This is a genomic window from Bacteroides sp. CACC 737 (assembly GCF_013874375.1).
GTDB lineage: Bacteria > Bacteroidota > Bacteroidia > Bacteroidales > Bacteroidaceae > Bacteroides > Bacteroides uniformis.
On sequence record NZ_CP059408.1, the window covers coordinates 2,090,591 to 2,116,576 of the forward strand.

27 protein-coding genes are annotated in these 25,986 nt (G+C 38.7%); 5 read left to right on the forward strand and 22 right to left on the reverse strand.

The window, feature by feature from the left end; translation table 11 throughout:
• Both H1A11_RS09065 and H1A11_RS09070 read left to right on the forward strand, forming a co-directional pair.
• The gene (locus H1A11_RS09065) at nucleotides 1-1,413 is read left to right on the forward strand and encodes a CDC27 family protein (protein ID WP_181758043.1); all 1,413 of its coding nucleotides are present in this window, start codon (nucleotides 1-3) and stop codon (nucleotides 1,411-1,413) included.
• Between the two features lie 28 nt (nucleotides 1,414-1,441).
• Nucleotides 1,442-2,080 (forward strand): DedA family protein, encoded by a 639-nt coding sequence (locus tag H1A11_RS09070; protein WP_005831315.1) that lies wholly within the window; start codon nucleotides 1,442-1,444, stop codon nucleotides 2,078-2,080.
• Between the two features lie 90 nt (nucleotides 2,081-2,170).
• On the opposite strand, the gene tpx is transcribed toward H1A11_RS09070, so the two are convergent.
• The gene (tpx, locus tag H1A11_RS09075) at nucleotides 2,171-2,671 is read right to left on the reverse strand and encodes a thiol peroxidase (protein ID WP_005831317.1); all 501 of its coding nucleotides are present in this window, start codon (nucleotides 2,669-2,671) and stop codon (nucleotides 2,171-2,173) included.
• A 126-nt stretch (nucleotides 2,672-2,797) separates the two neighbouring features.
• On the opposite strand from tpx, the gene H1A11_RS09080 reads away from it, so the two are divergent.
• Entirely contained in the window at nucleotides 2,798-3,397 is a 600-nt protein-coding gene (locus H1A11_RS09080; RefSeq protein WP_119979463.1) for an HdeD family acid-resistance protein, read from the forward strand.
• 63 nt (nucleotides 3,398-3,460) lie between these two features.
• Here H1A11_RS09080 and H1A11_RS09085 read toward each other — a convergent pair whose 3' ends face one another.
• The 21 genes from H1A11_RS09085 to H1A11_RS09185 all read right to left on the reverse strand — a co-directional run bounded on the left by H1A11_RS09085 (nucleotide 3,461) and on the right by H1A11_RS09185 (nucleotide 23,506).
• Nucleotides 3,461-4,054 (reverse strand): master DNA invertase Mpi family serine-type recombinase, encoded by a 594-nt coding sequence (locus tag H1A11_RS09085; protein WP_057089503.1) that lies wholly within the window; start codon nucleotides 4,052-4,054, stop codon nucleotides 3,461-3,463.
• 229 nt (nucleotides 4,055-4,283) lie between these two features.
• Nucleotides 4,284-5,525, reverse strand: a complete 1,242-nt coding sequence (locus H1A11_RS09090) for a DegT/DnrJ/EryC1/StrS aminotransferase family protein (RefSeq protein ID WP_181758044.1) — start codon at nucleotides 5,523-5,525, stop codon at nucleotides 4,284-4,286.
• A gap of 134 nt (nucleotides 5,526-5,659) precedes the next feature.
• Nucleotides 5,660-6,268 (reverse strand): MBL fold metallo-hydrolase, encoded by a 609-nt coding sequence (locus H1A11_RS09095; RefSeq protein ID WP_138346046.1) that lies wholly within the window; start codon nucleotides 6,266-6,268, stop codon nucleotides 5,660-5,662.
• Between the two features lie 104 nt (nucleotides 6,269-6,372).
• The gene (locus H1A11_RS09100) at nucleotides 6,373-7,362 is read right to left on the reverse strand and encodes an aldo/keto reductase (RefSeq protein WP_310591133.1); all 990 of its coding nucleotides are present in this window, start codon (nucleotides 7,360-7,362) and stop codon (nucleotides 6,373-6,375) included.
• A 19-nt stretch (nucleotides 7,363-7,381) separates the two neighbouring features.
• Nucleotides 7,382-8,398, reverse strand: a complete 1,017-nt coding sequence (locus H1A11_RS09105; protein WP_171030457.1) for a sugar-transfer associated ATP-grasp domain-containing protein — start codon at nucleotides 8,396-8,398, stop codon at nucleotides 7,382-7,384.
• Nucleotides 8,399-8,411: 13 nt separating this feature from the next.
• Nucleotides 8,412-9,473 (reverse strand): ketoacyl-ACP synthase III, encoded by a 1,062-nt coding sequence (locus H1A11_RS09110; protein ID WP_117965260.1) that lies wholly within the window; start codon nucleotides 9,471-9,473, stop codon nucleotides 8,412-8,414.
• Entirely contained in the window at nucleotides 9,461-10,906 is a 1,446-nt protein-coding gene (locus H1A11_RS09115; protein WP_117991333.1) for a class I adenylate-forming enzyme family protein, read from the reverse strand. The genes H1A11_RS09110 and H1A11_RS09115 overlap by 13 nt, the downstream gene beginning before the upstream one ends.
• Nucleotides 10,899-11,135: an acyl carrier protein gene (locus tag H1A11_RS09120; RefSeq protein ID WP_098032745.1), complete on the reverse strand. Its 237-nt coding sequence runs from the start codon at nucleotides 11,133-11,135 to the stop codon at nucleotides 10,899-10,901. The genes H1A11_RS09115 and H1A11_RS09120 overlap by 8 nt, the downstream gene beginning before the upstream one ends.
• Before the next feature lie 14 nt (nucleotides 11,136-11,149).
• Nucleotides 11,150-11,908 (reverse strand): SDR family NAD(P)-dependent oxidoreductase, encoded by a 759-nt coding sequence (locus H1A11_RS09125; protein WP_117965264.1) that lies wholly within the window; start codon nucleotides 11,906-11,908, stop codon nucleotides 11,150-11,152.
• A 5-nt stretch (nucleotides 11,909-11,913) separates the two neighbouring features.
• Complete coding sequence (locus H1A11_RS09130; RefSeq protein ID WP_117965266.1) at nucleotides 11,914-12,951, reverse strand: 3-oxoacyl-ACP synthase III family protein; 1,038 nt, start codon at nucleotides 12,949-12,951, stop codon at nucleotides 11,914-11,916.
• Nucleotides 12,952-12,973: 22 nt separating this feature from the next.
• Nucleotides 12,974-13,204 (reverse strand): acyl carrier protein, encoded by a 231-nt coding sequence (locus tag H1A11_RS09135; protein WP_117965268.1) that lies wholly within the window; start codon nucleotides 13,202-13,204, stop codon nucleotides 12,974-12,976.
• Between the two features lie 34 nt (nucleotides 13,205-13,238).
• Nucleotides 13,239-13,883, reverse strand: coding sequence for an acetyltransferase (locus H1A11_RS09140; RefSeq protein WP_138346048.1), 645 nt, complete (start codon nucleotides 13,881-13,883; stop codon nucleotides 13,239-13,241).
• An 11-nt stretch (nucleotides 13,884-13,894) separates the two neighbouring features.
• Entirely contained in the window at nucleotides 13,895-14,503 is a 609-nt protein-coding gene (locus H1A11_RS09145) for a sugar transferase (RefSeq protein ID WP_181758045.1), read from the reverse strand.
• A gap of 171 nt (nucleotides 14,504-14,674) precedes the next feature.
• Nucleotides 14,675-15,808 carry a glycosyltransferase family 4 protein gene (locus H1A11_RS09150; RefSeq protein ID WP_117965273.1) on the reverse strand — a complete coding sequence of 378 codons (1,134 nt, stop codon included), beginning with the start codon at nucleotides 15,806-15,808 and terminating at the stop codon, nucleotides 14,675-14,677.
• A 142-nt stretch (nucleotides 15,809-15,950) separates the two neighbouring features.
• Complete coding sequence (locus tag H1A11_RS09155) at nucleotides 15,951-16,787, reverse strand: glycosyltransferase family 2 protein (protein WP_117965275.1); 837 nt, start codon at nucleotides 16,785-16,787, stop codon at nucleotides 15,951-15,953.
• 494 nt (nucleotides 16,788-17,281) lie between these two features.
• Nucleotides 17,282-18,427 carry a hypothetical protein gene (locus H1A11_RS09160; protein ID WP_138345402.1) on the reverse strand — a complete coding sequence of 382 codons (1,146 nt, stop codon included), beginning with the start codon at nucleotides 18,425-18,427 and terminating at the stop codon, nucleotides 17,282-17,284.
• A 73-nt stretch (nucleotides 18,428-18,500) separates the two neighbouring features.
• Complete coding sequence (locus H1A11_RS09165; RefSeq protein WP_117965279.1) at nucleotides 18,501-19,433, reverse strand: glycosyltransferase family 2 protein; 933 nt, start codon at nucleotides 19,431-19,433, stop codon at nucleotides 18,501-18,503.
• Complete coding sequence (locus tag H1A11_RS09170; protein ID WP_117965281.1) at nucleotides 19,433-20,746, reverse strand: UDP-glucose/GDP-mannose dehydrogenase family protein; 1,314 nt, start codon at nucleotides 20,744-20,746, stop codon at nucleotides 19,433-19,435. Before H1A11_RS09170 ends, H1A11_RS09165 begins: the two co-directional genes overlap by 1 nt.
• Nucleotides 20,747-20,790: 44 nt before the next feature.
• Entirely contained in the window at nucleotides 20,791-22,332 is a 1,542-nt protein-coding gene (locus H1A11_RS09175) for a lipopolysaccharide biosynthesis protein (RefSeq protein ID WP_117965283.1), read from the reverse strand.
• Between the two features lie 103 nt (nucleotides 22,333-22,435).
• Nucleotides 22,436-22,927, reverse strand: coding sequence for a UpxZ family transcription anti-terminator antagonist (locus H1A11_RS09180; protein ID WP_117965285.1), 492 nt, complete (start codon nucleotides 22,925-22,927; stop codon nucleotides 22,436-22,438).
• Nucleotides 22,928-22,972: 45 nt separating this feature from the next.
• Nucleotides 22,973-23,506: a UpxY family transcription antiterminator gene (locus H1A11_RS09185; RefSeq protein WP_117965293.1), complete on the reverse strand. Its 534-nt coding sequence runs from the start codon at nucleotides 23,504-23,506 to the stop codon at nucleotides 22,973-22,975.
• A 1,262-nt stretch (nucleotides 23,507-24,768) separates the two neighbouring features.
• Here H1A11_RS09185 and H1A11_RS09190 point away from each other — a divergent pair.
• Together H1A11_RS09190 and H1A11_RS09195 are read left to right on the forward strand one after the other, a co-directional pair.
• Nucleotides 24,769-25,233 carry a DUF4494 domain-containing protein gene (locus tag H1A11_RS09190; RefSeq protein ID WP_005831367.1) on the forward strand — a complete coding sequence of 155 codons (465 nt, stop codon included), beginning with the start codon at nucleotides 24,769-24,771 and terminating at the stop codon, nucleotides 25,231-25,233.
• Between the two features lie 69 nt (nucleotides 25,234-25,302).
• The gene (locus H1A11_RS09195) at nucleotides 25,303-25,968 is read left to right on the forward strand and encodes a YggS family pyridoxal phosphate-dependent enzyme (RefSeq protein ID WP_087333023.1); all 666 of its coding nucleotides are present in this window, start codon (nucleotides 25,303-25,305) and stop codon (nucleotides 25,966-25,968) included.
• The last annotated feature ends 18 nt before the right edge of the window (nucleotides 25,969-25,986 follow it).

Below are 25,986 nucleotides of genomic sequence, written 5' to 3' on the forward strand. Positions count from 1 at the left end.
ATGAGTAAAAAAAACCTGCTGTCCGGAAGAGACAAAGAACTGCAAGAAATGGCAGAACAATATGAAGCTGCCAAAGCAGAGAACAGAACCATCTATCTGGACGCAGACGACTTAGCCGACCTCGCAGACTGGTATGCCGTGCATCATAAATATGCCATGGCTACCGAGGTCGTAGAGTATGGCTTGGGAATACATCCGAATAATACAGCCCTGCTGGTGGAACAGGCATACTTATTCCTCGACACCCAGCATAAAGAGCAAGCCAAAGATATATTGGAACGGATTGCCGAAGAATCTTCCGAAGTGAAAGTGCTGAAAGCCAACCTACTGTTGGGCGAAGGCAAAGAAGAAGAAGCGGAAGCGATACTCGACAGTATAGACGATAAGGACGACCTAGCCAACATCGTCGATGTATCCTATATGTACATAGACATGGGATTCCCGGAAAAAGCATTGACATGGCTGACGCGCGGACTCGAAAAATATGCCGAAGAAGAAGCCTACCTTGCCGTCACTGGCGATTGTTACTACGCCCAGGGACTGTTTGAAAAAGCCACCTTCTTCTTCAATAAGCTGATTGACAAGAATCCGTATTCGGCTCCTTACTGGTTTGGACTGGCCCGTTGCTACTTTGACCAGCAGATGTTCGACAAAGCAATCGAAGCATGCGACTATGCCACGGTGGCCGATGACGAGTTTGCCGATGCCTACCTGATGAAAGGACATTCCTTCTTCCAATTGGGAAATGAGGAAAGTGCCATGGAGAACTACCTGCAGGCCGAAAAATTCCATCTTGTCTCCCACGGTTTCATCAACACCTTCATCGGTCTGAACAAAGCCTCCAAAGGAGAATGGAAAGAAGGATACGACTATCTGGAAAAAGCCATAACGGCCGAAGACAGCCATGACTTCGCCTTGCCCTCCCTTTACGCCAATGCGGCCCTATGCCTGCACAAGATGGGAAAGAAGCGCAAAGCCCACCAATATTGTAAAAAAGCATACGACCTGTCACCCGAAGAGATAGACCCGTACCTGATTGAGGGACGCATCTACATGGAAGAAGGTGAGTATGAGAAAGGTGTGAAAAAATGGGCCAAAGCCTTAGAGTATGCCCCCTATGCGGATACCTGGCACGAAATAGGCATGTGTAGCATGGAGATAGGACAACTAAGCTATGCCAAGCTGGCCTTTGAACATGTCAAAGAGATAGAACCGGACTTTGAAGGTATCAACGAAAGGCTGACCTCTCTGTATATGCTGCTCAAAGACAAAGAGAACTTCATGAAGTACAACCAGCTGTGCGAACATCCGTTCAGGCTGGAAGAGCTGGACAAATTGCAACAGATACTACAAGAAGATAATCAGGAAGAGCTGGCCCTAGTAATGAAGAATATTTTCAATGCATTACAATAACAGTAATTATATACCACTAATCTAGCAAATGGAATCAGTAGCCTTTATCCAATGGTGTCTCGACCACCTCAATTACTGGACCATCACTTTATTGATGGCCATTGAAAGTTCGTTTATTCCCTTCCCTTCGGAAGTTGTAGTCCCTCCTGCCGCTTGGAAAGCCGCCAACAATGACAACATGAATATATATCTGGTGGTATTGTTTGCAACCATAGGGGCAAATATCGGAGCCTTGATAAACTACTATCTGGCAAAATGGCTGGGACGCCCCATCATTTACAAGTTTGCCAACAGCCGTTTCGGGCACATGTGCCTCATCGACGAAGCCAAAGTGCAGCATGCGGAAGAATATTTCGACAAGCATGGAGCCGTATCAACCTTTGTCGGCCGCCTGATACCTGCCGTACGCCAGTTGATATCCATCCCTGCCGGTCTGGCACGCATGAAACTGGGAACTTTCTTGCTGTACACCACCCTGGGTGCGGGCCTTTGGAATTCCATCCTGGCTTTCATCGGATATTACTTGTCCACAGTACCCGGCATCGAGAACGAAGAACAGCTGCTTGCCAAAGTAACGGAATACAGCCATGAGATAGGTTATGTATTTATCGGCATCGGCGTACTCATCGTGGCATTCTTCATCTATAAAGGCATGAAGAAGAAATAAAAAAGGAAACGGCATGATAATAAAAAAGCGGTGGACAGCATGATAAATTCTGTCCACCGCTTTTTATTGCTTATCCCAAATCCAAACTTTCTACTTTACAGCTGCAATAGCTTTATCATAGTCAGGTTCTTGCGTAATTTCAGGTACCAATTCCGTATAGGCAATCTTACCATCTTTGCCGATAACCACTACCGAACGCGCCAGTAGACCTGCAAGCGGTCCGTCGGCCATGCGTACCCCGTAGTTTTCATCAAAATCGGAAAAACGGAAATCAGACAAAGGAATCACATTCTCAATACCCTCCGTTGTACAGAAACGTGCATGTGCAAAAGGCAAATCCTTGGAGATTGCCAACACTACCGTATCGGGCAGGCCGGCAGCCAGTTTGTTGAACTTACGTACAGAAGTAGCGCACACACCAGTGTCAAGGCTGGGGAAAATATTCAAAATAACATTCTTCCCGTTCAGTTCCTTCAAAGAGAATGAAGACAAATCTGTTTTTACCAATTCGAAATCGGGGGCAACAGAGCCCACCTTTATAAATTCACCGATAACCTTTACCGGTTGTCCTTTAAATTTTGTTGTAGCCATAGTTTTATCAAATTATATGTATACATAACAAATTACATACAGAAAAAGTTCACCCGAAACTTTTTTCCGGATAAACTGTTATTCTACAGACGAATTAATGATAATCACTTAAAAAATTAAATTCACATGAAAACTATTTTTGACGAACTTCAGCAGGAAGTAAAGAATTGGTGGATTTCACTCATTCTTGGTATTCTTTATGTAATAGTGGCTATAAGCCTGATGTTCTCCCCTCTCAGCGGGTATGCGGTATTGAGCATTCTGTTCAGCGTCTCCATGTTGTTCAGCGGTCTGCTGGAAATATCCTTTGCAGTAAGTAACCGTAGAAGGGTATCCAGTTGGGGATGGTATCTGGCTGGAGGCATCATCGACATGATTCTGGGATTCTACCTGATAGCCTACCCGATGCTCAGCATGGAAGTCATTCCGTTCCTCATCGCCTTCTGGCTGATGTTCCGCGGCTTCTCATCCGTAGGCTATGCCATGGACCTCAAAAGATATGGGACAAGAGACTGGGGATGGTACGTTGCTTTCGGTATTCTTGCCGTCATCTGCTCGCTCATCATCTTGTGGCAACCGGCAGTAGGCGCCCTTTACGCCGTGTACATGATTTCGTTTGCATTCCTGATTATAGGTTTCTTCCGTATCATGCTGTCATTCGAGCTGAAAAACCTGCACAAGCGCGGGAAAGAGTGGAAGGAAAAGAAAGAAGTATCAGCCGAATAAGTAGCCCACACGAAGCGTGTCAAAAGGAATCCCACCTTTGACACCTTCGTTTAGCTGAATTGCTCAATAGTGTCTCAGAAAACGGAACATCGTAGTCCGTGACACTCCCATCTGCCGGGCAAGCTCAGCACACGACTCTCCTCTTTGGTGCTCCCTTACAAGCTTCCTCTTGTTCGCATAGAGTATCTTCATTTTGGGTGTGTCCCCTTTCTTCCTGCCCAGATGTTTTCCTTCTTTCCTCCGTCGTTCCAAGGCTTCTTTGGTGCGCATGGAAATCAGATTACGCTCTATCTCGGCCATCAGTCCAAAAGCAAATCCCAGCACTTTGCTATTGATGTCATTCTGGAACACATACCCCTCTTTGGTACTGTACAGCACCACTCCCCTTTTGATGCAGGAGTTAAGAATGGTCATTATCTCCAGCAGTGTCCGGCTAAGCCGCGAAATCTCCGTTATAATCAAGGAGTCTCCCGGTTTCATCCGATCCAACAAGCCCGCCAGTTTACGCTCTTTGCTACTCACTTTTCCGCTGACCGTCTCCATGTACCATCTGTCGATACTCAACCCATTCTTCTCCGCGAAGCGTATAATTTCCTCGCGCTGATTCTCTAAAAACTGTTTTTCTGTACTTACTCTTAAATAAGCTACTACTGCCATAATTGATAAACGTTTATTGGTTATTATTCACCGCCAAAGAACGGTTATTCAAATAAGAGTGGCAACACACAACTATGGCTCTCTATCACAGAAGATCACATTATGGATATCCCCCGAAGTCAGAGAAGATTCTCGGTACCCATCTCAAATATGCCTATAAACAAAGAAAACAGCCCCACTGAAGCTGTTTTCTGAAATTAGTTCATAAAAAATTGATACTATGTAGATTTCATAGTATACTCTCCTTCATTTCATTCACTATGTATCTCACATCCTCATCCGTCACATAAGGACCACTCGGCAAGCAAAGACCACGCCTGAACAAACCCTCACTGACACCATTCACATAGGCAGGATTAGCTGCATAAACCGGCTGGAGATGCATAGGCTTCCATAAGGGACGGCTCTCGATACCGGCTCTGTCCAAGCAAATACGCATGGCTTCCACATTACGGTTGGGCTCACAAGAGGTATGGGCACTCATTGACTCATGCGTAACACCCGCGGCACCACCAACGGCACCTTTCACTGTCTCACGGTAGGCATCCTCCTCACCTCTCACATGCAGATTCCCGTCAAGCAGTACCGTGTTCAGCCAATAATTGCTGTCATAACGTCCGGAAGGATTCTCATGAAGCGTGATTCCCTCCACATCCGCCAACAGCTCACGATACAGACCGCACAGATGCTTATGGTGCGCTATGTGCTCATCCACCACCGTCATCTGACCGCGGCCGATTCCCGCACAAATGTTACTCATCCTATAATTATAGCCTATACGCTCATGCTGGTAGTAGGGATAGGACTCACGGGCCTGGGTAGCATAGAACATTATCTCACGTTTGGACTCTTCATCAGGGCAAATCAAAGCACCGCCACCACTGGTGGTTATCATCTTGTTGCCATTGAAAGAAAGCACACCATATTTGCCAAAAGTTCCAAGAACTTGCCCGTCAAACTTGCTTCCAAAGCCTTCGGCGGCATCCTCTATGACCGGAATATCATATTTATCTGCCACCGACATAATTTGGTCTATCTTGTAGGGCATCCCATACAAAGCCACCGGAACAATCGCTTTGGGCTTTCGGCCGATCTTGTCGATACGGTCCCTGATAGCCTGCTCCAGAAGAAGCGGGTCCATGTTCCAAGTATCAGCCTCAGAATCCACAAATACCGGAGTGGCACCGAGGTAGGTCACCGGATGGGAAGAGGCACAAAAAGTGAAGCTCTGTACTATCACTTCGTCACCCTGACTAACTCCGCAAGCAAGCAAGGCCAGATGCACAGCGGCAGTACCGGCACTTAAAGCCACCACCTTTTTATTCTGCCCCACAAAGCATTCCAAATCCTGCTCGAAGGCATTCACATTCGGTCCGAGAGGAACAACCCAGTTGGTATCAAAGGCTTCTTGTATGAAGCCCATCTCCTTGCCGCTCATGTGAGCGAGGCAAAGATATATTCGTTTGTCCATAAAGTTATAAATGAATTTCTTTTCAAAGAAGTGCAATGAATATTATGAAGATATCTCTCTTTTTACATAATATGGAATTAGCAAAAAAACAAAGATTTTACAGAGCTTTTTCCAAAGCCGTTTCATATCTAAAACTATATAATTGCTTCTTTTTTAGCAAGGGTTACTTTCTCAAGATGTCCTGGACATAATATCCGAGACTCAGCCAATCGAATTATTAGTGCTTTCGATTTATCCGCCTCCTTCTTATTTCCATTGGGAAGATTAGTTACAACATTATATCCCGGTATATATGAATCCCCAGAAAAAACATAGCTCCCTATGAGATAAGTAATGCAAGTTGGACTGTGCCCTGGCGTTTCTATTACCTTTGCATTTATCCCATCTAATAAGGTAATGGAATCTTCTTCACGAACAACTTTAATATTCTTTCCTGAATATATTATTGGTTTATCATGGTATTTAGATAGATTCAGTTTTGCGGAAGCCAAAGCCTCTACACCTGCTTCGTTAGTATAGATTATTGCACCAGGAAATATCCGTATTAAAGCAGGCAATCCATAGATATGATCATAGTGAATGTGTGTCAACAGAATACCCTTCAGCACTTTGCCGTCACCCGCAGTCTCCATAATTTGTTCAATATCCCCAGGATCGACAATCCAGAATTCAGTTCTGCTAACTTCAAGAATATATGTTCTTGATTCTAAAACAGTATTGATAATGGATTTTACGATTAGCATTATATTAAGGATATTGAGCAAAATCAATATACATCACAATTAACACCCGATACATATTGAATCACCGACTATCAGTACAATCTTCTATAATTAAAAATATATTATCAATAAATTGATAACCATTTCCTCCATGCTGGAAAATTGTTGAACATATCCGTAAAATTATCAGGATTTTTAAACCCTTCCCAATTTCTATATTTTTTAGGCAGACCTCTTTGTGCAACAAATGAATTATAATTCAAGCACTTACCTTTATTCAAGGAAGTAATATCAGCCATTTCATCGACACTCAGTTCAAAGTCTAAAATCGAAATATTTTCTTTCAAATGAACTACATTCCAAGTTTTAGGAATCACAATAATCCCCCTTTGAATAAGCCAGCGCAGGACTACTTGAACGGTGCTCTTACCATGTTTTTTTGCGATTGCCAAAATCAAAGGATGTTCAATAATCTCCAGTCTTGGTTCTACTGAACGGAAATGGCTAAATGTCGACATAGATTCAACTGCAATTCCCCTATCCTGACAATATTTTATTAACTCAATCTGAGCGTTTAACGGACTAATTTCTATTTGATTCACAGCAGGAACAACATCCGAAATCTCACTCAAAGCTTCAATATGTGGCTGCAGAAAATTGGAAACCCCAATAGCCCTGATTCTTCCCTCTTTATAGAATTTCTCAAGAACCTTCCACATATCCATGAATATTTTCCAAGGATTATGAATCAAGAACAAGTCTATATATTCCGTATCAAGGTTATCAAAAGATTTTTGAACAGCTTGTTCAATACTGACATTATTCCTTCGATTAAGAATTCTATGAATTCCATACTTATATCCTCCACAGTAAAGCGCATCAATATTCACTTTTGTAGTAATAAACACATCTTCACGCTTGATACCATGTTTTTTGAAAATCCGAGCAATATCAGCCTCGTTATAATATCTCCAAGCTGTATCAAACTGTCTGTAACCCATGTCATAGGCTTTTATCAGAGTATCCTCCAGCTTATCCTTCGGTATAAGAAATGTTCCTAGACCAATTTGTGGCATTTCAATACCATTATTCAATTTTATATATTGCATATCCATATAATTATTAGTTCATATACTATTTCCACGCTTGCATTTTATACCATAAACCACATCCAGATGCAATTTGAGTTATATCTTCTCCTGGAGGAATATTACCTTCTAACAACTCTATCCCATTTTGAGCTATAGCTAAATCCCATCCAACGTATCTTGCATCAGGTTCATAATAAACAATTTCTTTTATAATTGAGATACATTCATCAAAATGTGGAATAATAAAACCATCAAATTTAATATGAGAATAAGGATGAACCTCATATCTTGCACAGTTCATGCCATAAGCATCACCTTTCAAAATGCTTTTTTCAGAGTCTATCACACAAGCCATACCACCATCATGATAATTATCAGTTAATGCAACCCCATTGCCCATACGCAATAATGCGGCCAGTATGTGTAATTGTTTTTCCCGATCTAATACGGTAACAATACGAATCGTATTCAATGAACCTGGCGCTAAGTTCTTTAGTTTCTCACAATTTGTTATAATTTCCTCTATTATAAATTGTTCTCCAGTAATAATCTTTTGCTCCAAAATATCTAGTACATATTTATAGTTATCAGAAGAAGTACATATTCTAAATACACCATGCCCTCCGTAATCTTTTAAAGGTTTAGCAATAACATCTCTATATTGAATTATAAATTTCACAATTTCATCCCAGCTCTTATTTACTGTTGTTAACCATCCCCTATTTATATATTTCCGAAATCGTTGATTAAATTTAGCTTTATCAAGAAACAATTCATACACTTCTGGAGTACTAAAAGTATATCTTAGAACATCATTTCTGCGCAATGATATATATGCTTTTCGTTCAGCTATTGATTTATTCCAAAATGTAAAAGTACAATAGTCATTAAAATCATTACCATAAAAAATATACCAATATAATAAATCAACAAATACACTGAATCTACTTTTTGAAGGACATTGTTTTATGACAAATGCACTATTATCCCAACTATTTCGACAATAATTCAATACTGTTGATATACGATATAATTTCAACTTCCTTACTATTGCATTCATATGCCAATTTTTCTTAGTATTCCACCAATTCAGAAACAACAATATTATCCACATTAAACTCCATACATGCCCAAGCAAGTCCTACCCCAAATCCACAAGCCAAGCAATGGTTCTTTTTGTTACATAATGCTTCTGCAGTACGGGTAACCATGGTCAAAGGAATGGAGGCACTTGTCACATTGCCGAAATCTTCCAAGCAATAAGGAACTTTCTCTGCAGGTATCTTCACCGATTTGCGAATCTTCTCGTCAATGAATTTATTTGCTTGATGTAAATAGAGATAATCTATTTCATCCACATTGATATGATAAGCCTCTATAAGTTCTTTCAACGAACGAGGCGGTGTCTTGATAGCAAACGCAAACACATCCATACCATTGACTATCATATCAGTTCCCTTGCGGACAATGCCCGGTTCTATTTCCTTTTCAACAACCGCTTCAACAGTTGTCGGATATCGCATTCCTCCATACTTTGTCCACACAGCCTGATAGCCAGAACCATCCACTCCAAATACAAAATTAAAAGGTTTGCCGAATGAAGCATCATATTCAAATGCTGTTACCGTGGCAGCGTCGCCAAACAAAGGTTTAACCGTCCTATCTTTAGAATTTCGGTTGATGGAATTTGTCTCAGCTGCAATCAACAAACCTTTTTTAAAAGAGCCATGTGACATTAAAGAGCCTATCACACTAATCCCATAAATCCATCCTGAGCACCCTAAAGGTAAGTCCATTACGTAACAATCGTTACGTAATCCCAAGCGGTTTTGAAGGATACATGCTGTTTGTGGAGCAATAAAATCACGAGATGTACATACATAAATCAAGCAATCCACTTCTGAAATCTCCCAACTCAAATCGGTCAATATCCGATGAACAGCAGCTACTGTAAGATCAGATGCTGTCGTTCCTAATTGTACCACTCGTCGCCTTTCGATGCCAGTCGATGCCATAACTTTCTTTGCTTCACTTTCATCCTTGAAAATAGGAAGTGACAAATTTTCTTCTACCCGTGATGGGACACAAGCTGCCATTCCTGCTATTCTCACATTTCTGATTGTCAATTGTGACATAAAGCTAATCGTTGTTTTTTTCCCGATGAAGTCATTGGAATTTTATCAATCCATTCAAACTTCACCGGCATTTTATAATTCTCAATTTTGTTTCCCAACAATGTATCGATTTCTTCTAAAGATTTGGTAGTTCCCTCCCTTAGTACATATACTTTAGGCACCTCACCAACCAATCCTCTTGGATCTTTCATTGCAACACAAATACAGTCCGATACACCTCCCAAAGCTATAATTGCATCCTCTATTTCAATAGGACTCACTTTCTTACCACCGACATTAATCATCTCTTTTTTACGGCTCACCAAATAGAAATTTTCATTTTCCGATTTATATGCATAATCACCTGTGCGGAAATATTCTCCCCAAAAAGAATCTACAGTATCACCGTCCACCAGATAAGACTTCATCACCATATTCCCCTTTATGCACAATTCACCGGATTCTCCTATCGGAAGTTCCAGACCTTCATCACTGAAGATTTTCACATCCACCTCCTTTGTTACAGGCTTTCCGATAGTAACCAAATCGTCAGCATATTCATGAAATTCCATAAAGAGTGAACGGGATGCCTCTGTCAATCCGTAATGCATACAAATACGAGTGTTTGGAAACATTTCCATCAGTAACCGCTTGTTCTCCACACTCATTGCCGCACTACCAATTTCAATATAACTCATCTGACTTGCAAACTTTCCAAAAACATTTCCACTCAATTTCTTGATATACTCCCATACAGCAGGTACCATGCCTATCCCTGTCACATGATATTGTTCCATCGTGTTAAACAATAACTTTAGATTAGCAAAACTACCCAATAAGATAAATGTTGCTCCTAACAACATATTACAACGTAATCTACCCAAACCAAACGAATGGCAAATAGGTAAACCCAATACCTCTACATCATCGGCTGTATTCCCGATATATCGATTAATATTATTGGCAGAGCCACTAATATTGGCATGTGACAAAAGCACGCCTTTTGGTTTTCCGGTAGTACCGGTTGTGAACATAATATCAGCTATATCTTGAGCAGAAAGCAGTCCGATGTCAGCAGGTTTTCCCACCAAAGAAACCTCAGAATACCCAATACCTCCCTTAAGACCAAAGACTCTTTTCGGACGAACCGTTTCAATGATATATTTTTTTCTTTCCTCATTCGAGGTCGGGTCAACTATCACATTAACCAGTCCCAACAGATGAGCAGCAAAATATAAATATACAAATTCAACATCTTTCAAAGCAGAAAGTAAAATACAGTCACCTTTCTCCAATCCCAATGATTGAAGACAAGCCGCCGCACCAAGTATGTTTTTCCACAGCAATGCATAACTCACCGAAACGCCCTTTGCTATGATAGCCGTTTTATCCGCACTCTGCACCGAATACCGATAAATAGCTTGCAGTAATTGGCTATGTGTTAAACTACACATTCTTCAACTCAATAACTTTATTTACAATACTTCCTACCGTGTTTAGCTCAAAAAGGTCTTCTACTGGAAAATCCACATTTAATTCATTTTCAATAGTCGTAAGAATAGCCACGTTACCCATCGAGTCCCATTGTTCAATATCACCGGCAGCCATTTCCATAGTAATCACTGATTCTTCAACATTCAGTGTTCTAGCAATTACTGATATTATTTCACATTTTATATCCATTTTTATTCTTAGCTTTAAATTGACACTCCACCATCCAACACCATCGAATGACCAGTCAGCCACGAGGAGGCATCAGACAGTAAATACACCACACCATATGCAATGTCCTCAGGTACTCCATAACGTTTCAGAGGATAACGTTTCATATCCTCCTGTAATTGCTCTTCGCTGACTGTACCTCTATGAATTAAAGGAGTATCAACCATCCCTGGACAAATACTATTTACACGTACTTTTCTCGATGCAAACTCTTTGGCACAAAATTTCATAATGGAATTCAAGGCAGCCTTCGATGCACCGTAAATACAGTTACCACCGCTGAATACCTCTGTTCCACCCAATGAAGCCAATATCACGACAGCCCCCTCTTTATTGATTTGCTTCTTTTTATAAAGCACGCGCATTAATTCAATAGGAGCATAAAAATTGGTCTCAAAAATATCATCAAACTTATCACGGCTCGAAAACTGGAACGGCAATGTCAGTCCTTTACCCGAACAAAGCACCAGTCCATCTATCTTACCAGCTTCAGATATCAGATTTTCCACTTGTTCCACCACCTGCAAATCAGCTACCACAACCTTGTGTGCCTGCCCGTTCTTCACATCCAAATCAGCAAACGTAGCATTGAGACGTTCTTCATTGCGTGCCGTTATAATAAGGTTAGCCCCCATCTTGGCACATTCTGTAGCAGTAGCTTTTCCTATACCGGATGAAGCTCCCGTGACAAGTATTGTTTTTCCCTCTAAAGAAAAAGGATTATAATGCAACATAACTTTTAAAGTTCTTGTAATTCAGAAATCACTAAATTTTCATCTGTATGAAAAAGAATCGTCCCCCATGAAAGTCCTACTCCAAAACCACAGCCTACCAAAGTAACTGCTTTTCCATATAGCTGTTCCCTCAATTCTGTCACAACAGTAAGTGGAATGGATGCTGATGAAGTGTTGCCAAACCGTCTCAAGCTATAAGGAACTTTTTCGTCCGTCAATTTCAACTTTTTCTTGATAGTTTCGAGCATTTTTATGTTTGCCTGATGAAACAATACATAATCCACTCCATCCATGGTAATACCACACTCTGCAAATACCTTTTTAATGGATTTAGGAGCAGTGGTAATCCCGAATGCAAATACATCCATGCCGTTCATTCTCGTTTGACAAGCATGACGCTTACGTCCATCCTCGCAATCCTGCAACTCTAACGAAGCTGGCGTTATAGGATTACGGGCCCCACCACCAGGACGGATTATCGCATCATATCCAGTTCCATCACTTCCCAAATCAATAGTGATAGGTTTTGCCTTTTCATCATATTCGAGAGCAGTAGCAGTACCTGCATATCCAAAAAGTTGGTCGTGTTCTTCCGGAACTTGTTTACGTGCATCACCAGCTAATACTATAGCACGTTTTATTCTGCCACAAGTCATTAACGAGAGTGCAACTGACATTGCATATACCCATCCCGAACATCCAAGATTAATGTCAAAGCAGAGACAGCTTTTCTTTAATCCTAACTTTCCATGCAACACACATGCTGTTGCTGGCAATATATAATCCGGAGTTTGAGTTACAAGCATCAGTAAATCAATGTCTTCGTTTTCCCAGTTCAAATCCCACATAAGCTTTTTTGCCGCTGCTTCACATAAATCCGAAGAAGTAAATTCATTAGAAAAACGTTTTTCCCTCACTCCAACAGACTCAATGTAAGCTTCGTCATCATATTTATCTGTTGTAGATACAGTCTTTACAATGTTTCTTGGAACACCAGCTGCAATACCTGCTATACGGATATTATTTATATGAATGATAGCCATATTCTTTTTATCAACAAGCTTATTAAAGTTTACTTGCCACAGTGTTATAAATATCCGCTATTGTTTCCGATTTTTTAATGTCGTCTCCTTTTAGAGTCACATCATATTCCTCATCCACCATGGCAATCACGCTAAGAGCAACTAATGAAGACCACTCCTCAATCTCTCTAAAGCGAGTTTCCGGAGTAAATACACTTTCTTCTGTTTCATCAAACTGAGCAGCAAAATTGCTCACAAATTCTTTCATTTCCATAAACTGTTTTTTTAGTCATTACTTATCTTTACACCTATAGTTTCAATACTTTCGCCGGTACTCCTAAATACACATTTCCTTCTTTAGGTTTAGTCATAAGCACACTTCCGGCAGCAAGTTTTGTATCATTTTTTATTTTTAGTTGTTGCAATACAATGGAACCCACTCCAAAGAAATTACAGTCGCCCATCACCACTTCACCGGATATTCTGACAGAAGGCATTAATACATTGTAATCTCCTATCTTCACATCATGTCCTAAGACAACAGCCCCGTTGAATATATTAAAGTCTCCAATTATTACATCACAAGATACGACACAACCGCCTTGTATAATGTTTCCTTTCCCTATTTTGAAGGTCTCAACATCTTTTATGACAATATTAGGGGCTATAATATTAGGAAACTGAACATTTGTATTGCTTATTAACGAAGAGAGTTTACGAAGTACTTTATTGTTAGCAATTGCAAAAACCACACTCAAAGACTTATTCCATGAATTGAGGGTATCCATTCCTCCTAGCACTTTACCATAATGCGATATTTGAGTTTCACATTCTACTCCATCATCAAAAAAGCCTATCAAATTCCACTGAGGCTTCACCTCATTTATCCAATAAATTAAGCAAGCAATCTCTTTACCGAAACCACCTGCACCATATATAGCAATATCATTCATGATTAATCAACTTAATTATATCCATCAAATGGAATTGTAGTAGCTTGACCTTCCTTGGAAATACTATCCCTCATAAACACTTTCTTAATTGTTAGAAAAAAAATTTTCACATCAAGTTTCAAAGAGCAATGGTCTACATACCACACGTCCAATTCAAATTTCCTCGTCCAAGAGATAGCATTGCGCCCATTCACTTGTGCCCAACCCGTAATCCCCGGACGGACTTCATGACGACGAGCTTGTTCTTTACTATAAAGCGGTAAGTATTGAGATAATAAAGGACGAGGACCTATCAAAGCCATGTCCCCTTTCAATACATTAATCAGTTGTGGCAATTCATCAATACTTGTAGAACGCACAAAACGCCCTACCTTAGTCAAACGCTGTGCATCCGGCAGCAGATTACCATCCGTATCCCGTTCATCAGTCATCGTCTTAAACTTTATCACTTGGAATATCTTTCCATCTTTTCCCGGACGCTCCTGAGTAAAGAATGCTCCTGCACCTTTGTTGGCAAAATGTAACCATAGGGCAAAAAGAAGGAGTATCGGCCAAATCAAAGCCAACACACAAAACACAAGGATGAAGTCAATCACTCTTTTAAAAAAATGAGAGTACATGATTAAAAAAATAAAATTATGTGCGAAAGGACTGTACAGTTCATCTCGAATTTATCTTCATCAGATAATTATCGAGCTAACTCTAAAATCGGTTTATTACCTAGATGTATTTATAATGTTACTCTGTAAACATTACCCAAAATTATCTTCTATATTATGCAATACTAAATCTTACTTTCCCAAAGAACGGTACTCTTCCAATAGCGCTTCCCAAACCTTACGCTGTTCGTAACGTTCTACAATCATAGGGCGAGCGCGCTTTGCCATTTCTTTCACTTCATCATCACGATGTTCATAGAACCACTTCATCGCATGGTATAAAGCCTCTTCATCACAAGGAGGAATTATTTTGCCATTAACGCCATCTTGGATTATTTCATTACAACCTATTATGTCAGTAGTTATACACGGAATTCCTAATGCTCCTGCCTCCATAAGCACCATGCCAAAGCCCTCACGATAAGACGGCAAAACAAATACATCTGATTGGTTCATATATGGTCTTACATCTGGTTGAAAACCAACGGTATGAATACGAGTATTCACTTGCATCGTGTTTTTAGTAATTTCTGCTATCGGATTTTGTTCATTCTCTATCGAGCCTACCACAACCAAATGTACATCTTCATTCTCAGTCGATAATCGGTCAAAAGCAGTAATCAGTTCATTCACCCCTTTATCCTTAACAATACGCCCAACAAAACAAAACACAAAACCACCTTTCGAGATTTGAGGAAGAACTATTGTACCTATTTTTTGTTTATCAAATCTATTTAGATTAATACCATTTGCACTACCATAAGCTATAACTTTCAGTTTTTGCTTCTTACATATATGGTCTGCCAACAATGTCTGTTTCACTCCAACAGAAACACATATCACTTCGGTCGCGCACACGCACGAAATCCTCTCCATCATTTGAAGCAATTTTTTCATTAGTCCACCATATCCCTGATAACGAAGTCCATGACATATATAAATACGTACAGGAACATTCGTAATTTTTGCTGAAAGCATTGATAAGAAACCGCCTTTGGGGGTATTTCCATGTACTATGTAAGGATTAGACTTCAGAAAAAACACAATAAAACGATAAAAGCTAATTATATCTTTACACAAAGATATAGGTCTTTGCATTGGAATACAATGAACAGAAATCCCCTCTTTCTGCCCAACTTCTTCTAAGTTTTTTTTATCTGAAGATATAGCCATCACCTCGAAAGTTTTATTCAGAAAGTTCAATTGCCCTTCAAAAAATCGAAGAGAGGCAGGAATTGTCGTTACAACAATAAACTTTTTCCTCATTCAGTTCTCTTTATTATGATTCTTGTTTTGGCAATACCACCGTTGCCCCATCTGGCACATCCTCCACCGCCACACAATTAGCACCTACTTTAGCATTATTACTATTGAAACATTAGGCAATATCTTTGCATCATCTACTAAACTATTTACGACTAATAGATTTTATCAAATCTTCTTTAGATAACAATTTTGTTCCCGGTAATGGCATTCTATGTCTTTTACTAACCAGTATATCTGTCTTATCAAACAGGTCAAATATTATATAAGCAACAATCTTTACTACAGCATACAAACTATTTTTCAACCACCAAAAGCAAGATTTCTCATATTTTTCATAACGCAAAAAGATTCTAAGTAAAGTTTTTTGCGTTTGAATATATTTCTTTGTTACAGGCACACCAAACTCCCTATAGAATAAAAGAGGCTTATCTAAGGCCCAAAAATTACTTTTAGAAGCTGTTCTACTCCATAATTCCATATCTTCAGCCCTTAATGCCCAACCACAATAGGGGTTAGCCCTAAACCACTCCGACTTCCCCATCACTGTAGGATGAATAAAAGCATTAACCTTTCCATCATGCATATTAGACCCCACAATATTATTCTCATTATCAATTATCATAATAGAAGTACCTAATACATCTACATCAGGATGAGATTCCAAAAACCTTACTTGTTCTTCAATACGAGTAACATACATGATATCATCTGCATCCATTCGAGCATAATACTTACCTATAGCCGTCTCTATTGATTGATTCAATCGAGTAACCAAGCCCTTGTTTTGTCCATCATCTATCACTTTAATTCGAATATCATTCAAAGCATACTCTTGCATAATAGCTAAAGAGTTATCAGTACTCCCATCGTTTATGAGATATAACTCCCAGTCTTGAAAAGTTTGATTTACTACAGATTGTATTGCATCTCTCAGATAACTTTCTCCATTATAAACAGGAATAGCGATAGTAACAAGCATAAGATATCATATTTTAGTATCCAATTTTAATGTATCAGATCACTAGTATTCCGTTAAAATCAGTCTCACATTTCTTATATTATTGATATTCAATAAATTAAAGTCACATATAAAGCAGATGGATTTGAAATGAAGATTACAATAATACTCAGTCTATAGAAATTATTATTCCCTAAATATCAAATAGTTACGATTTTAATTTTCTCAAAAATGACATGAACGAAAATTTAACGGAACACTAGTGGTATCATATAAAAACTACTTTTAAAAAATCTTCTTCTATAAATAAACAAGATAATTATCTTCAAAAATTACCGTCCCAATAATTGCAAACAATATTCACTTATAATTTCTATATTACTGATAGCTCTATAAAAGTTCCTATAAAAACAATCCTATACAAATTTTAATACTGATTCATTTCTGTAATAAGCAAAAAAACTACTATATAAGAATTATACATTTTGTAATTAGAATTATGAACGTTAAGTTTATCAAGAATTAACACAAAATGTTGCAATTGGATATTTAGCACATAAATTATATGTTTCATTCTGCTTCACCAACAATGCAATTGAGATAAAAAGAAATAATTCGACCTCCCATAATGCATACGGTCTCTGCCAAAAAGAAGCAGCATACAACAATAATAAACCTTTAATAAATGGAGATTTAGAATACAAAGCAATAGTAACAAAAAAGAGTGCTAATAGTACAAGTCCCAAAATGCCATGTTGAACAATAAAAACTTTATATGAACTGTTACCACCTTTATCAGAAATATCACCAAGGTCACTACCAATACCCCAAAGAACAGACTCTGTTTTATAAAATTTGTTATCATAATAATACTCAAAGCCCTCTGTTGTCCGATTATTTCCTATAAACCCCTTATCCTTATCATATTCCAATCTAAGCAATATAGCTTGAGAAAAATACGAATTTGGGAGAAAACTATAAATCAGAGTACATGTCATTATTATCATTAAAAACAGAGTGATAGTTTTAAAAAAATTCCCCAAAGACAATTTATAAATAATCATCCCTAAAAATAACAGCATATATGAAGCTAATGACATTGACAATAATGAAGACAACAAAATAATTATACCTTGCCATGATTTAATATTATACCTTATTGTATATAATATTAAAGATGAAATCATACCAACATGACCTGGTTCTAAAAAAATTGATTGAAATCGATAATATGGTAATGAAGGCATAGGGAGTATCAAAAACAAACAATTTCTAAATCCCCATGAATAATATGGATCACTAATAGGAACTTCATAAGAGTAAACTGGCACCCCCAATATCACTATAAAATATATTATTAAAGAAAGTAAAAGAACCCCAGCATAAAGATTTATAAATATTTTTATCAATGAAGCTCTTTCTTCAGACAAGAATAATATAACCAATGAAACACAAATTAAATGTCTAAAAATATACTCTACAAATCGCTTTACATCATTGATATGAGGAACATCGACAACTGTATACACTATAAAACAAAGTATCAATAAGAAACAATACTTTTTATTGATGCTTCGTACAAAAATCAATCGAGTTAATATAAATAACACAACCAGAATATACAAGATAATAGGACTATTCCATACAAACCAAGGTTTCATGGAACAAAGCATTATAAAAGATACTAAATATAATGATATACGACTTATTCTGGTTTTAGAGATTCTCATACAACTAATTTTTACCAATCACGTGTTTGAATCCCGCTTTTCTTTTCTTGAATAGTTTCAAAAAACATTCTAGAAGATCCTCCATAAACAATAAATAAGCTCCCTGATAGTGTTGACAAATGCACATAAAGCGAGACAATAACACCACTAAACCAAAATTTGAATAAAATTTTAAAAACACACAGACATTAAATCTATATCTCAAAAGCCCCCTACCTTTCAAAAAATCATTTATTCTAAAAGCAGCAGCTAATCTTTCGTCACATCGTTCTTTATTCACAAACAATTCTAATGAACCTTTACGTACTGTAAGACAATAAATCATAGTCCTATCAGCAATCACTTTTTGCGCATAAAAACCAGATGTAATAGAAAACCATATATCATTTGCAACAGTACGCTCCTCAAAATATAAAGAATTTTCCACAACCAATCTTCTTGCTATCATCTTAGACATCGGACCATACAGTTTAAAACGAAGCGGATTAAAATCATTAGTCAATATTGCTCTCTCTACAAATTCATTAACTCTCTCACCTCTATTAGTAATTTTCAAACTATCTGAAAATACACTATTCACTCCAAAATAGATAATATCATATAAAGAATCTCTATATTTATCAATACTATATAAAAAACCACAATTAAAGAAATCATCAGCATCAGCAAATATCAACCACTTTCCTACAGCATGTTGTAATCCTATATTTCTAGCATATCCTGCGCCTTTACCCTCTTTAGTAAAATATACTTCTACACACTCCTCATTCATCCCTGGAAAATGCGAAAAATCAACCTTATCCAAATCGCTATTATCATCTACTACAATAATCTGAAGATCTACACGACGAGGTATGGAATCTAAGCAACGCTGAAGGAGTTCTGGGATATTTTTATGAGGAATTATGATACTATAATTTATTGTATTACAATCCATTATTTCCCAATACACTTATATTCAACACCTAATCTATTCATTTCTTCAACATCATAGATATTTCGTCCGTCAATCACCAAAGAGTATTTCATACTCCTTTTAATAACTTCCCAAGAAGGCAAACGAAATTGTTTCCACTCTGTTAATAACAATAATGCATCCGCATCAACTACCGTATCATACATATCATTAGCATAAGTTACCACATCACCGATACGGCGTCTACATTCATCCATAGCAACTGGGTCATAGACTCTAACCTTGCAACCCGCTTCCAACAACAACGTAATTGTTACCAAAGAAGTAGCCTCACGCATATCGTCTGTCTCAGGTTTAAAAGCAAGCCCCCATAAGGCAATGGTACGACCTTGCAAGTCACCTTGATAAAAGTCATGAAGTTTATTAAAAAGTACAGACTTTTGTTTCTCATTCACTTCTTCCACAGCTTTTAGAACTTTCATTGAATAGCCATTCTTTTCTGCAGTCTTTATAAGCGCTTTTACGTCTTTTGGGAAACAGCTACCACCATATCCACAACCCGGATAAAGGAATTTGCTGCCAATACGGCTATCACTACCTATACCCTTACGAACCATATTCACGTCGGCACCCACCAACTCACAAAGATTGGCGATGTCGTTCATGAAGCTGATACGGGTAGCAAGCATAGAATTAGCCGCATACTTTATCATTTCCGCAGAAGGAATATCGGTAAAAATGACACGAAAGTTATTGAGCAGAAAAGGACGGTAAAGTCTAGTCATCATTTCTTTGGCCCTTTCGCTCTCTACACCTACCACTACACGGTCAGGACTCATAAAGTCCTTGATTGCAGCGCCTTCTTTCAAAAATTCCGGATTACTTGCTACATCAAAAGATATCTCTACCCCTCGTTGCTGCAACTCTTCTTCAATAACAGCTTTCACCTTTTTAGCAGTACCAACGGGAACCGTAGACTTAGTTACCAATACCGTATATTTTTTTATATTTTGCCCAAACTGACGTGCTACGGCAAGTACATATTGAAGATCAGCACTACCATCTTCATCCGGAGGCGTGCCTACGGCACTAAAGACAATATCCACATCATCAAGCACTGAGGTCAGGTCTGTAGTAAAGTTCAAACGCCCCTCCCGGTAATTGCGCAAGACCATTTCATCAAGTCCCGGCTCATAGATAGGAATTTGTCCACTGATAAGCGCATTAATCTTTTCTTCGTTCACATCCACACAGGTGACATGAACGCCCATTTCTGCAAAACATGTTCCTGACACCAGACCTACATAACCGGTGCCGACAATTGCTATATTCATTTTCTAAATTTTAATAACACCAAATGGCCCATAACATAATAAACTCACTTGTATATCCGATGAATTACCAACTCCACCTTCCGCTTTATCATGCTACGCTCAACAGATGACAAGCCAAAAGAAAAAACAAGCACTAAAAGAATAACCACTGAAATCAACGAAGTAAAAATAACAGTAAAGAATGTATCTGGAAAAAAGCTATGGATATAGTTACAAATTATCCAAGTTGTAATTCCAATAGCCATACTACGAGCAAATACTGCAAATAAATAATGTGATATATTGCATTCTGGTATATATCTTTTTAAGAGAAAAATACGGAAAAAAATAGCAATTATACCAGTTAAGATGCCAGGACATAATGCATAATAAGGTGGATAACCATATGACAAAAGGATATAACCAATAGGTAATTCCGACAACATGATAACACATATACCTATCTGAAACCACTTAATCTCTCCAGTTGCCTGCAAAGCAGTAGTCACTGTACCGGTAACCGTATAAAGAATAGATACAACCATAGATATTATCAAAAATATAGAAGTATATTCAGGTACATTCCCTAACCATAACATCAGTACATAATCCACATTTATTAAAAATGGAATGGAAATCAGAGCTAATAAATAAAAAGTATATCGTGCACCGGAATATACCAGATCCAAACAGTTTTCTACATTTCCACCGGCATATTGCTTGGTTATTTGAGGAAACAAAGCCATTGAAAAATTAGATGAAAAAGTGGAGACCAAGCCACTCACCTGCATAGCTATGCCCCTTGCCGCATTGATAGGAGTACCATAGAACAAATTAAGAATGATATTTGATCCCTGATCCTTGAATGAAAAGCCTAAATTACCCAAAACACTCCATCCAGCAAAAGAAAACATCCTTTTCAGTAATCCCCCGTCCATCATAAAACTGTATGTACACTCCTCAAAATGCCTTTTACAATAGAAACTATAAAGAATACGAACTGCAATACTTACAGCAAAAACACCAAAAGCATAAAATATCAGTTTATCATAGGGGAAGGCTAATAATAAGAATACCACTGCCAACCTCAAACATGCGTCAACAATACCTATATAAGCAAACGCCCTCATATGCTCGTGCGCAACTATACATGAATTATAAGGGACACTTAACACAGTTACCATAAAAGTCAATACAGAAAACTGATAGACCCAATTGGCAGCCACCATTCTATCCGCATCAATTACCAACTGAGTATTGACAAACCATAATCCGATAGTTTCAGCCAATAGAAAAATGATGACCGCTATAATTATATGGATATTTATTGACGTACAAAATACAAGATTCAGCCTTTCCTTGTCTCCACGTCCCAATTCATACGAGATAAACCTTTGTGAAGCAGCAACCATAGCAGAATTCAGAAAAGCGAACATGGAGACCATGCCCCCAACGACATTGTACACTCCATAATCTGAGACTCCCAATGTTTTCAATATAACTCTACTGGTATACAAGCCAATAAGTATCATTAAAAACATACGGACATAGAGCAGCAAAGTATTTTTAGCAATACGGCGTTTATCTAGATTTTGCTCTGTCGTCACTATTGTATTAAACTTTTTTGCTTTTTGTTTATTACCTAATAACCAAAATATTAAACCATAGTTTTGCTTATATTCTCAAAGGAAGGAAAAAACACAATGGGCTCTACGGCTTACATTCCACTACCTCAAATGGATATGGATTCTCTTCGATATTTTTCAATTCTTCGATGATTGCAGTTTGTTCCGAAGTCAAATTATCTTTGTTCCAACCTTCAATAATCGCATAGGCTTCTTGAAACAAGACCTCTTCATAAACCTCCCCATATGTATAAGTCAGTAGTCGAACTTTAAGCAAAGAAGCAGGCAACTGCTCCAAAACATGACAAATCCGATTCAATACCATTTGTTTCTTTTGCTCCTTATCCCCATCATCATAAATGGTAGCATTATACCCCATCAAAAGAGCCAGACACAAATTCGCCTCTTCTTCAACATCGGAACTCTGAGCAGAAAAAAGAGAATCAGACTTAACAAGCACTTCCTTATTCAACCGGCAAAAAGTGTCGGAATAGACCGGCTCACCGTCCATACCAAGATACATCAGCTCATGAGCTGCATGCTGAAGCTCAAGAGCACGGGAAGTTAAATCATTCATTATTATGATATATGATTAAAATATAAGATTATATTTATTTAGAAGTCACCCGATTATTTTCAGATAGGATTTAGGGACTTTGATACTTGCAGTCAAAAGGTCTTTAATACGGATGACGACGTATGTTTTATTGGCTTCGACGGCAACTTCACCTTCAATACCGCTGAGTTCGCCTTTGATAACTTTTACTTTATGCCCAACAGTAAGAATTTCGCTATCAAGGCTGACACCGTCAGGATTCAGATCCATCACGAACATAAAGTCCTCCATTTGCTTATCCGGTACCACTAGCATGGAATGCGTGGCAAGATCCTTCATATAAAAAAGGGGGACATTATAAATGTTGGAAATATCGCAGGCTGTCTGCTTGGAGGAATGAACAAACACCAGATTACGGATTACCGGAACTTCGCTACGCTTACGGCGATATTTCAATTGAGAAATGACAAAACGCGTGGGAAGATAATAGTCAAAATCCAAATGCTCTTCCGATTTGAGTCGGTCCAGAGATTTCCGGACTGTGAATTCCTGCTTGTCACGGGTGCGGGCTGCAAACCAATATTTCTGTTGTTCAGTCACTTAGGGATTTCCTTTCGAATGAATCAGCTCAGTTCCGGGTGCGCTTCGCGGTTTGAACGAGACATTTTCTCACCCAAACCGTATTGCACACTTTTGCAATGATAATAAGCTATTAAAGAAGATATTAGACTCATATAAGTGTCCAATAAACGTTCGTTTAATGAACGTCTATTTTTAAGAAAATAAGTAGAGGCATAAAAGTTAAAAAGGAACAGAACTTTAAGATGTCAAATGTTAGATATATACTACTGTTATTCAGCATATTATAATAAAGCAGGAAACACTTTGGAAATATTTTTATTAAACATTTTGTTAGTTCAAAAAATACGGCTTATCTTTGCGTTCATTAAACGAACGTTTAAAAAACACCTCATCATTTCCAATATATCATTCTACATTCCAACATCTTACCCTCATAAATGCATTATTGAAGTTACGTAAGTAAGTATGTCCACTGTTGCATAGGGAATTAATAACGCCTAACGGCCATGAACAGCTCTGCTAATGGCCATGAAGCAATCGTTTAACGACCATAAGCAGGGTTGTTCATGGCCGTTAGGCGTCACTAACTCCAAGGCTTTTACAGATGAAGTACGTAGCCCGCGCCTATTGCGCACAAGGTGCAAACGTATTGTACAGCAACTTAAAAGACATCAGACTCCACTATTCATAGTCGGGCAAACTCGAAAATGCAGGAAAACTACACTGACCGATTTATGTAACCCACGCGCGGTATTATATTAAAGAACAATAAGTTACGACAAAACTCAGACGTTTTCGGCAGGTGGAAGCAAATTTTGCTTCCACCTTTTCAGGTTGCTTCCACCGCAGGGTAAATGCCGATGGATAGGGAGATGCAGGAGGTGGATGGAAGTGTGGAAGCAAAACAGATGCAAATTTATGTTTCAGCAACGCGCCTCAAGTTTAAAAAAAGATGTAGTACAAAGGCATAAAATATAATAAGTGTTACAAATACACATTTTATGCCCCGACACTCTTGCAAATGTCGAAAAAGTCCGTACCTTTGCAATGTGTTTTTCATAGTATTAGATTTAAGGTTAACAAAGGTTGGAGTACAGCGGTACTCCTTTTTTTATGCCCATACGTACCGTCCCGGTTCTCCAATAAATTTTTCACGTAAAATGCAAGGCAACTTTTTATATCCATTTAGTTTTTGGCTATCTTTGCACTGCTTTCGGCGGGCATAGGCACGCATAAAGCAGCTTAACTAACAATAAATCAATAATTAAAAACAGAAAATTATGGCAATGCATACATGGTTTGAATGTAAGATCCGTTACGAGAAAACAATGGAAAATGGAATGAACAAGAAGGTGACCGAACCGTACCTGGTGGATGCCCTCAGTTTTACGGAAGCGGAAGCACGCATCATCGAAGAGATGACGCCGTTCATTTCGGGAGAGTTCACCGTATCGGACATCAAACGTGCCAACTATAGCGAATTGTTCCCCAGCGAAGAGGAAGCTGCCGACCGCTGGTTTAAATGTAAACTGGTTTTCATCACACTGGACGAGAAAAGCGGTGCGGAAAAGAAAACCTCTACCCAGGTATTGGTGCAGGCTGCCGACCTGCGTGATGCAGTGAAGAAACTGGATGAGGGCATGAAAGGCACAATGGCCGACTATCAGATAGCATCTGTAGCGGAAACCGCCATTATGGATGTATATCCGTACAGTGCAGAGCCCGACGACAAACCGGAAGTTTAATTTAAGTTATGAGTTATAAGTTATTGCGAGCCATAACTTATAACTCATAACTCATAACTCAAAAAAACGATGATTGCAGAGAATTTAAAACAAGTACTGAGCGAACTGCCTGAAAAGGTACGGCTGGTGGCTGTTTCCAAATTTCACCCCAACGAGGCGATAGAAGAAGCGTATCGTGCCGGCCAGCGTGTGTTCGGAGAAAGTAAGGTGCAGGAAATGACTGCCAAATACGAAAGTCTGCCCAAAGACATAGAATGGCATTTCATCGGGCATCTGCAAACAAACAAAATAAAATATATCGTTCCTTACGTAGCGCTGATTCATGGCATAGACTCCTACAAGCTGTTGGCCGAAGTGGACAAGCAGGCTGCCAAAGCCGGAAAAACCGTCAACTGCCTACTGCAGTTGCACATTGCCCGAGAAGAGACCAAGTTTGGATTCAGCTTTGACGAATGCCGGGAAATGCTGGCAGCCGGTGAATGGAGAGAGCTCAAGCATATCCGGATATGCGGATTGATGGGCATGGCCACGAATACGGACAATGACGAACAAATCAAAACAGAGTTTTGTTCTTTAAGTAGCTTCTTCAATGAAGTGAAAGCCAAATGGTTTGCCGATGCAGAGTCATTCCGGGAACTGTCCATGGGGATGTCTCACGATTACCACGAGGCCATTGCAGCCGGGAGCACCTTGATACGTGTAGGAAGCAAGATTTTTGGAGAAAGAAACTATTAACCATAAAAAATCATTATC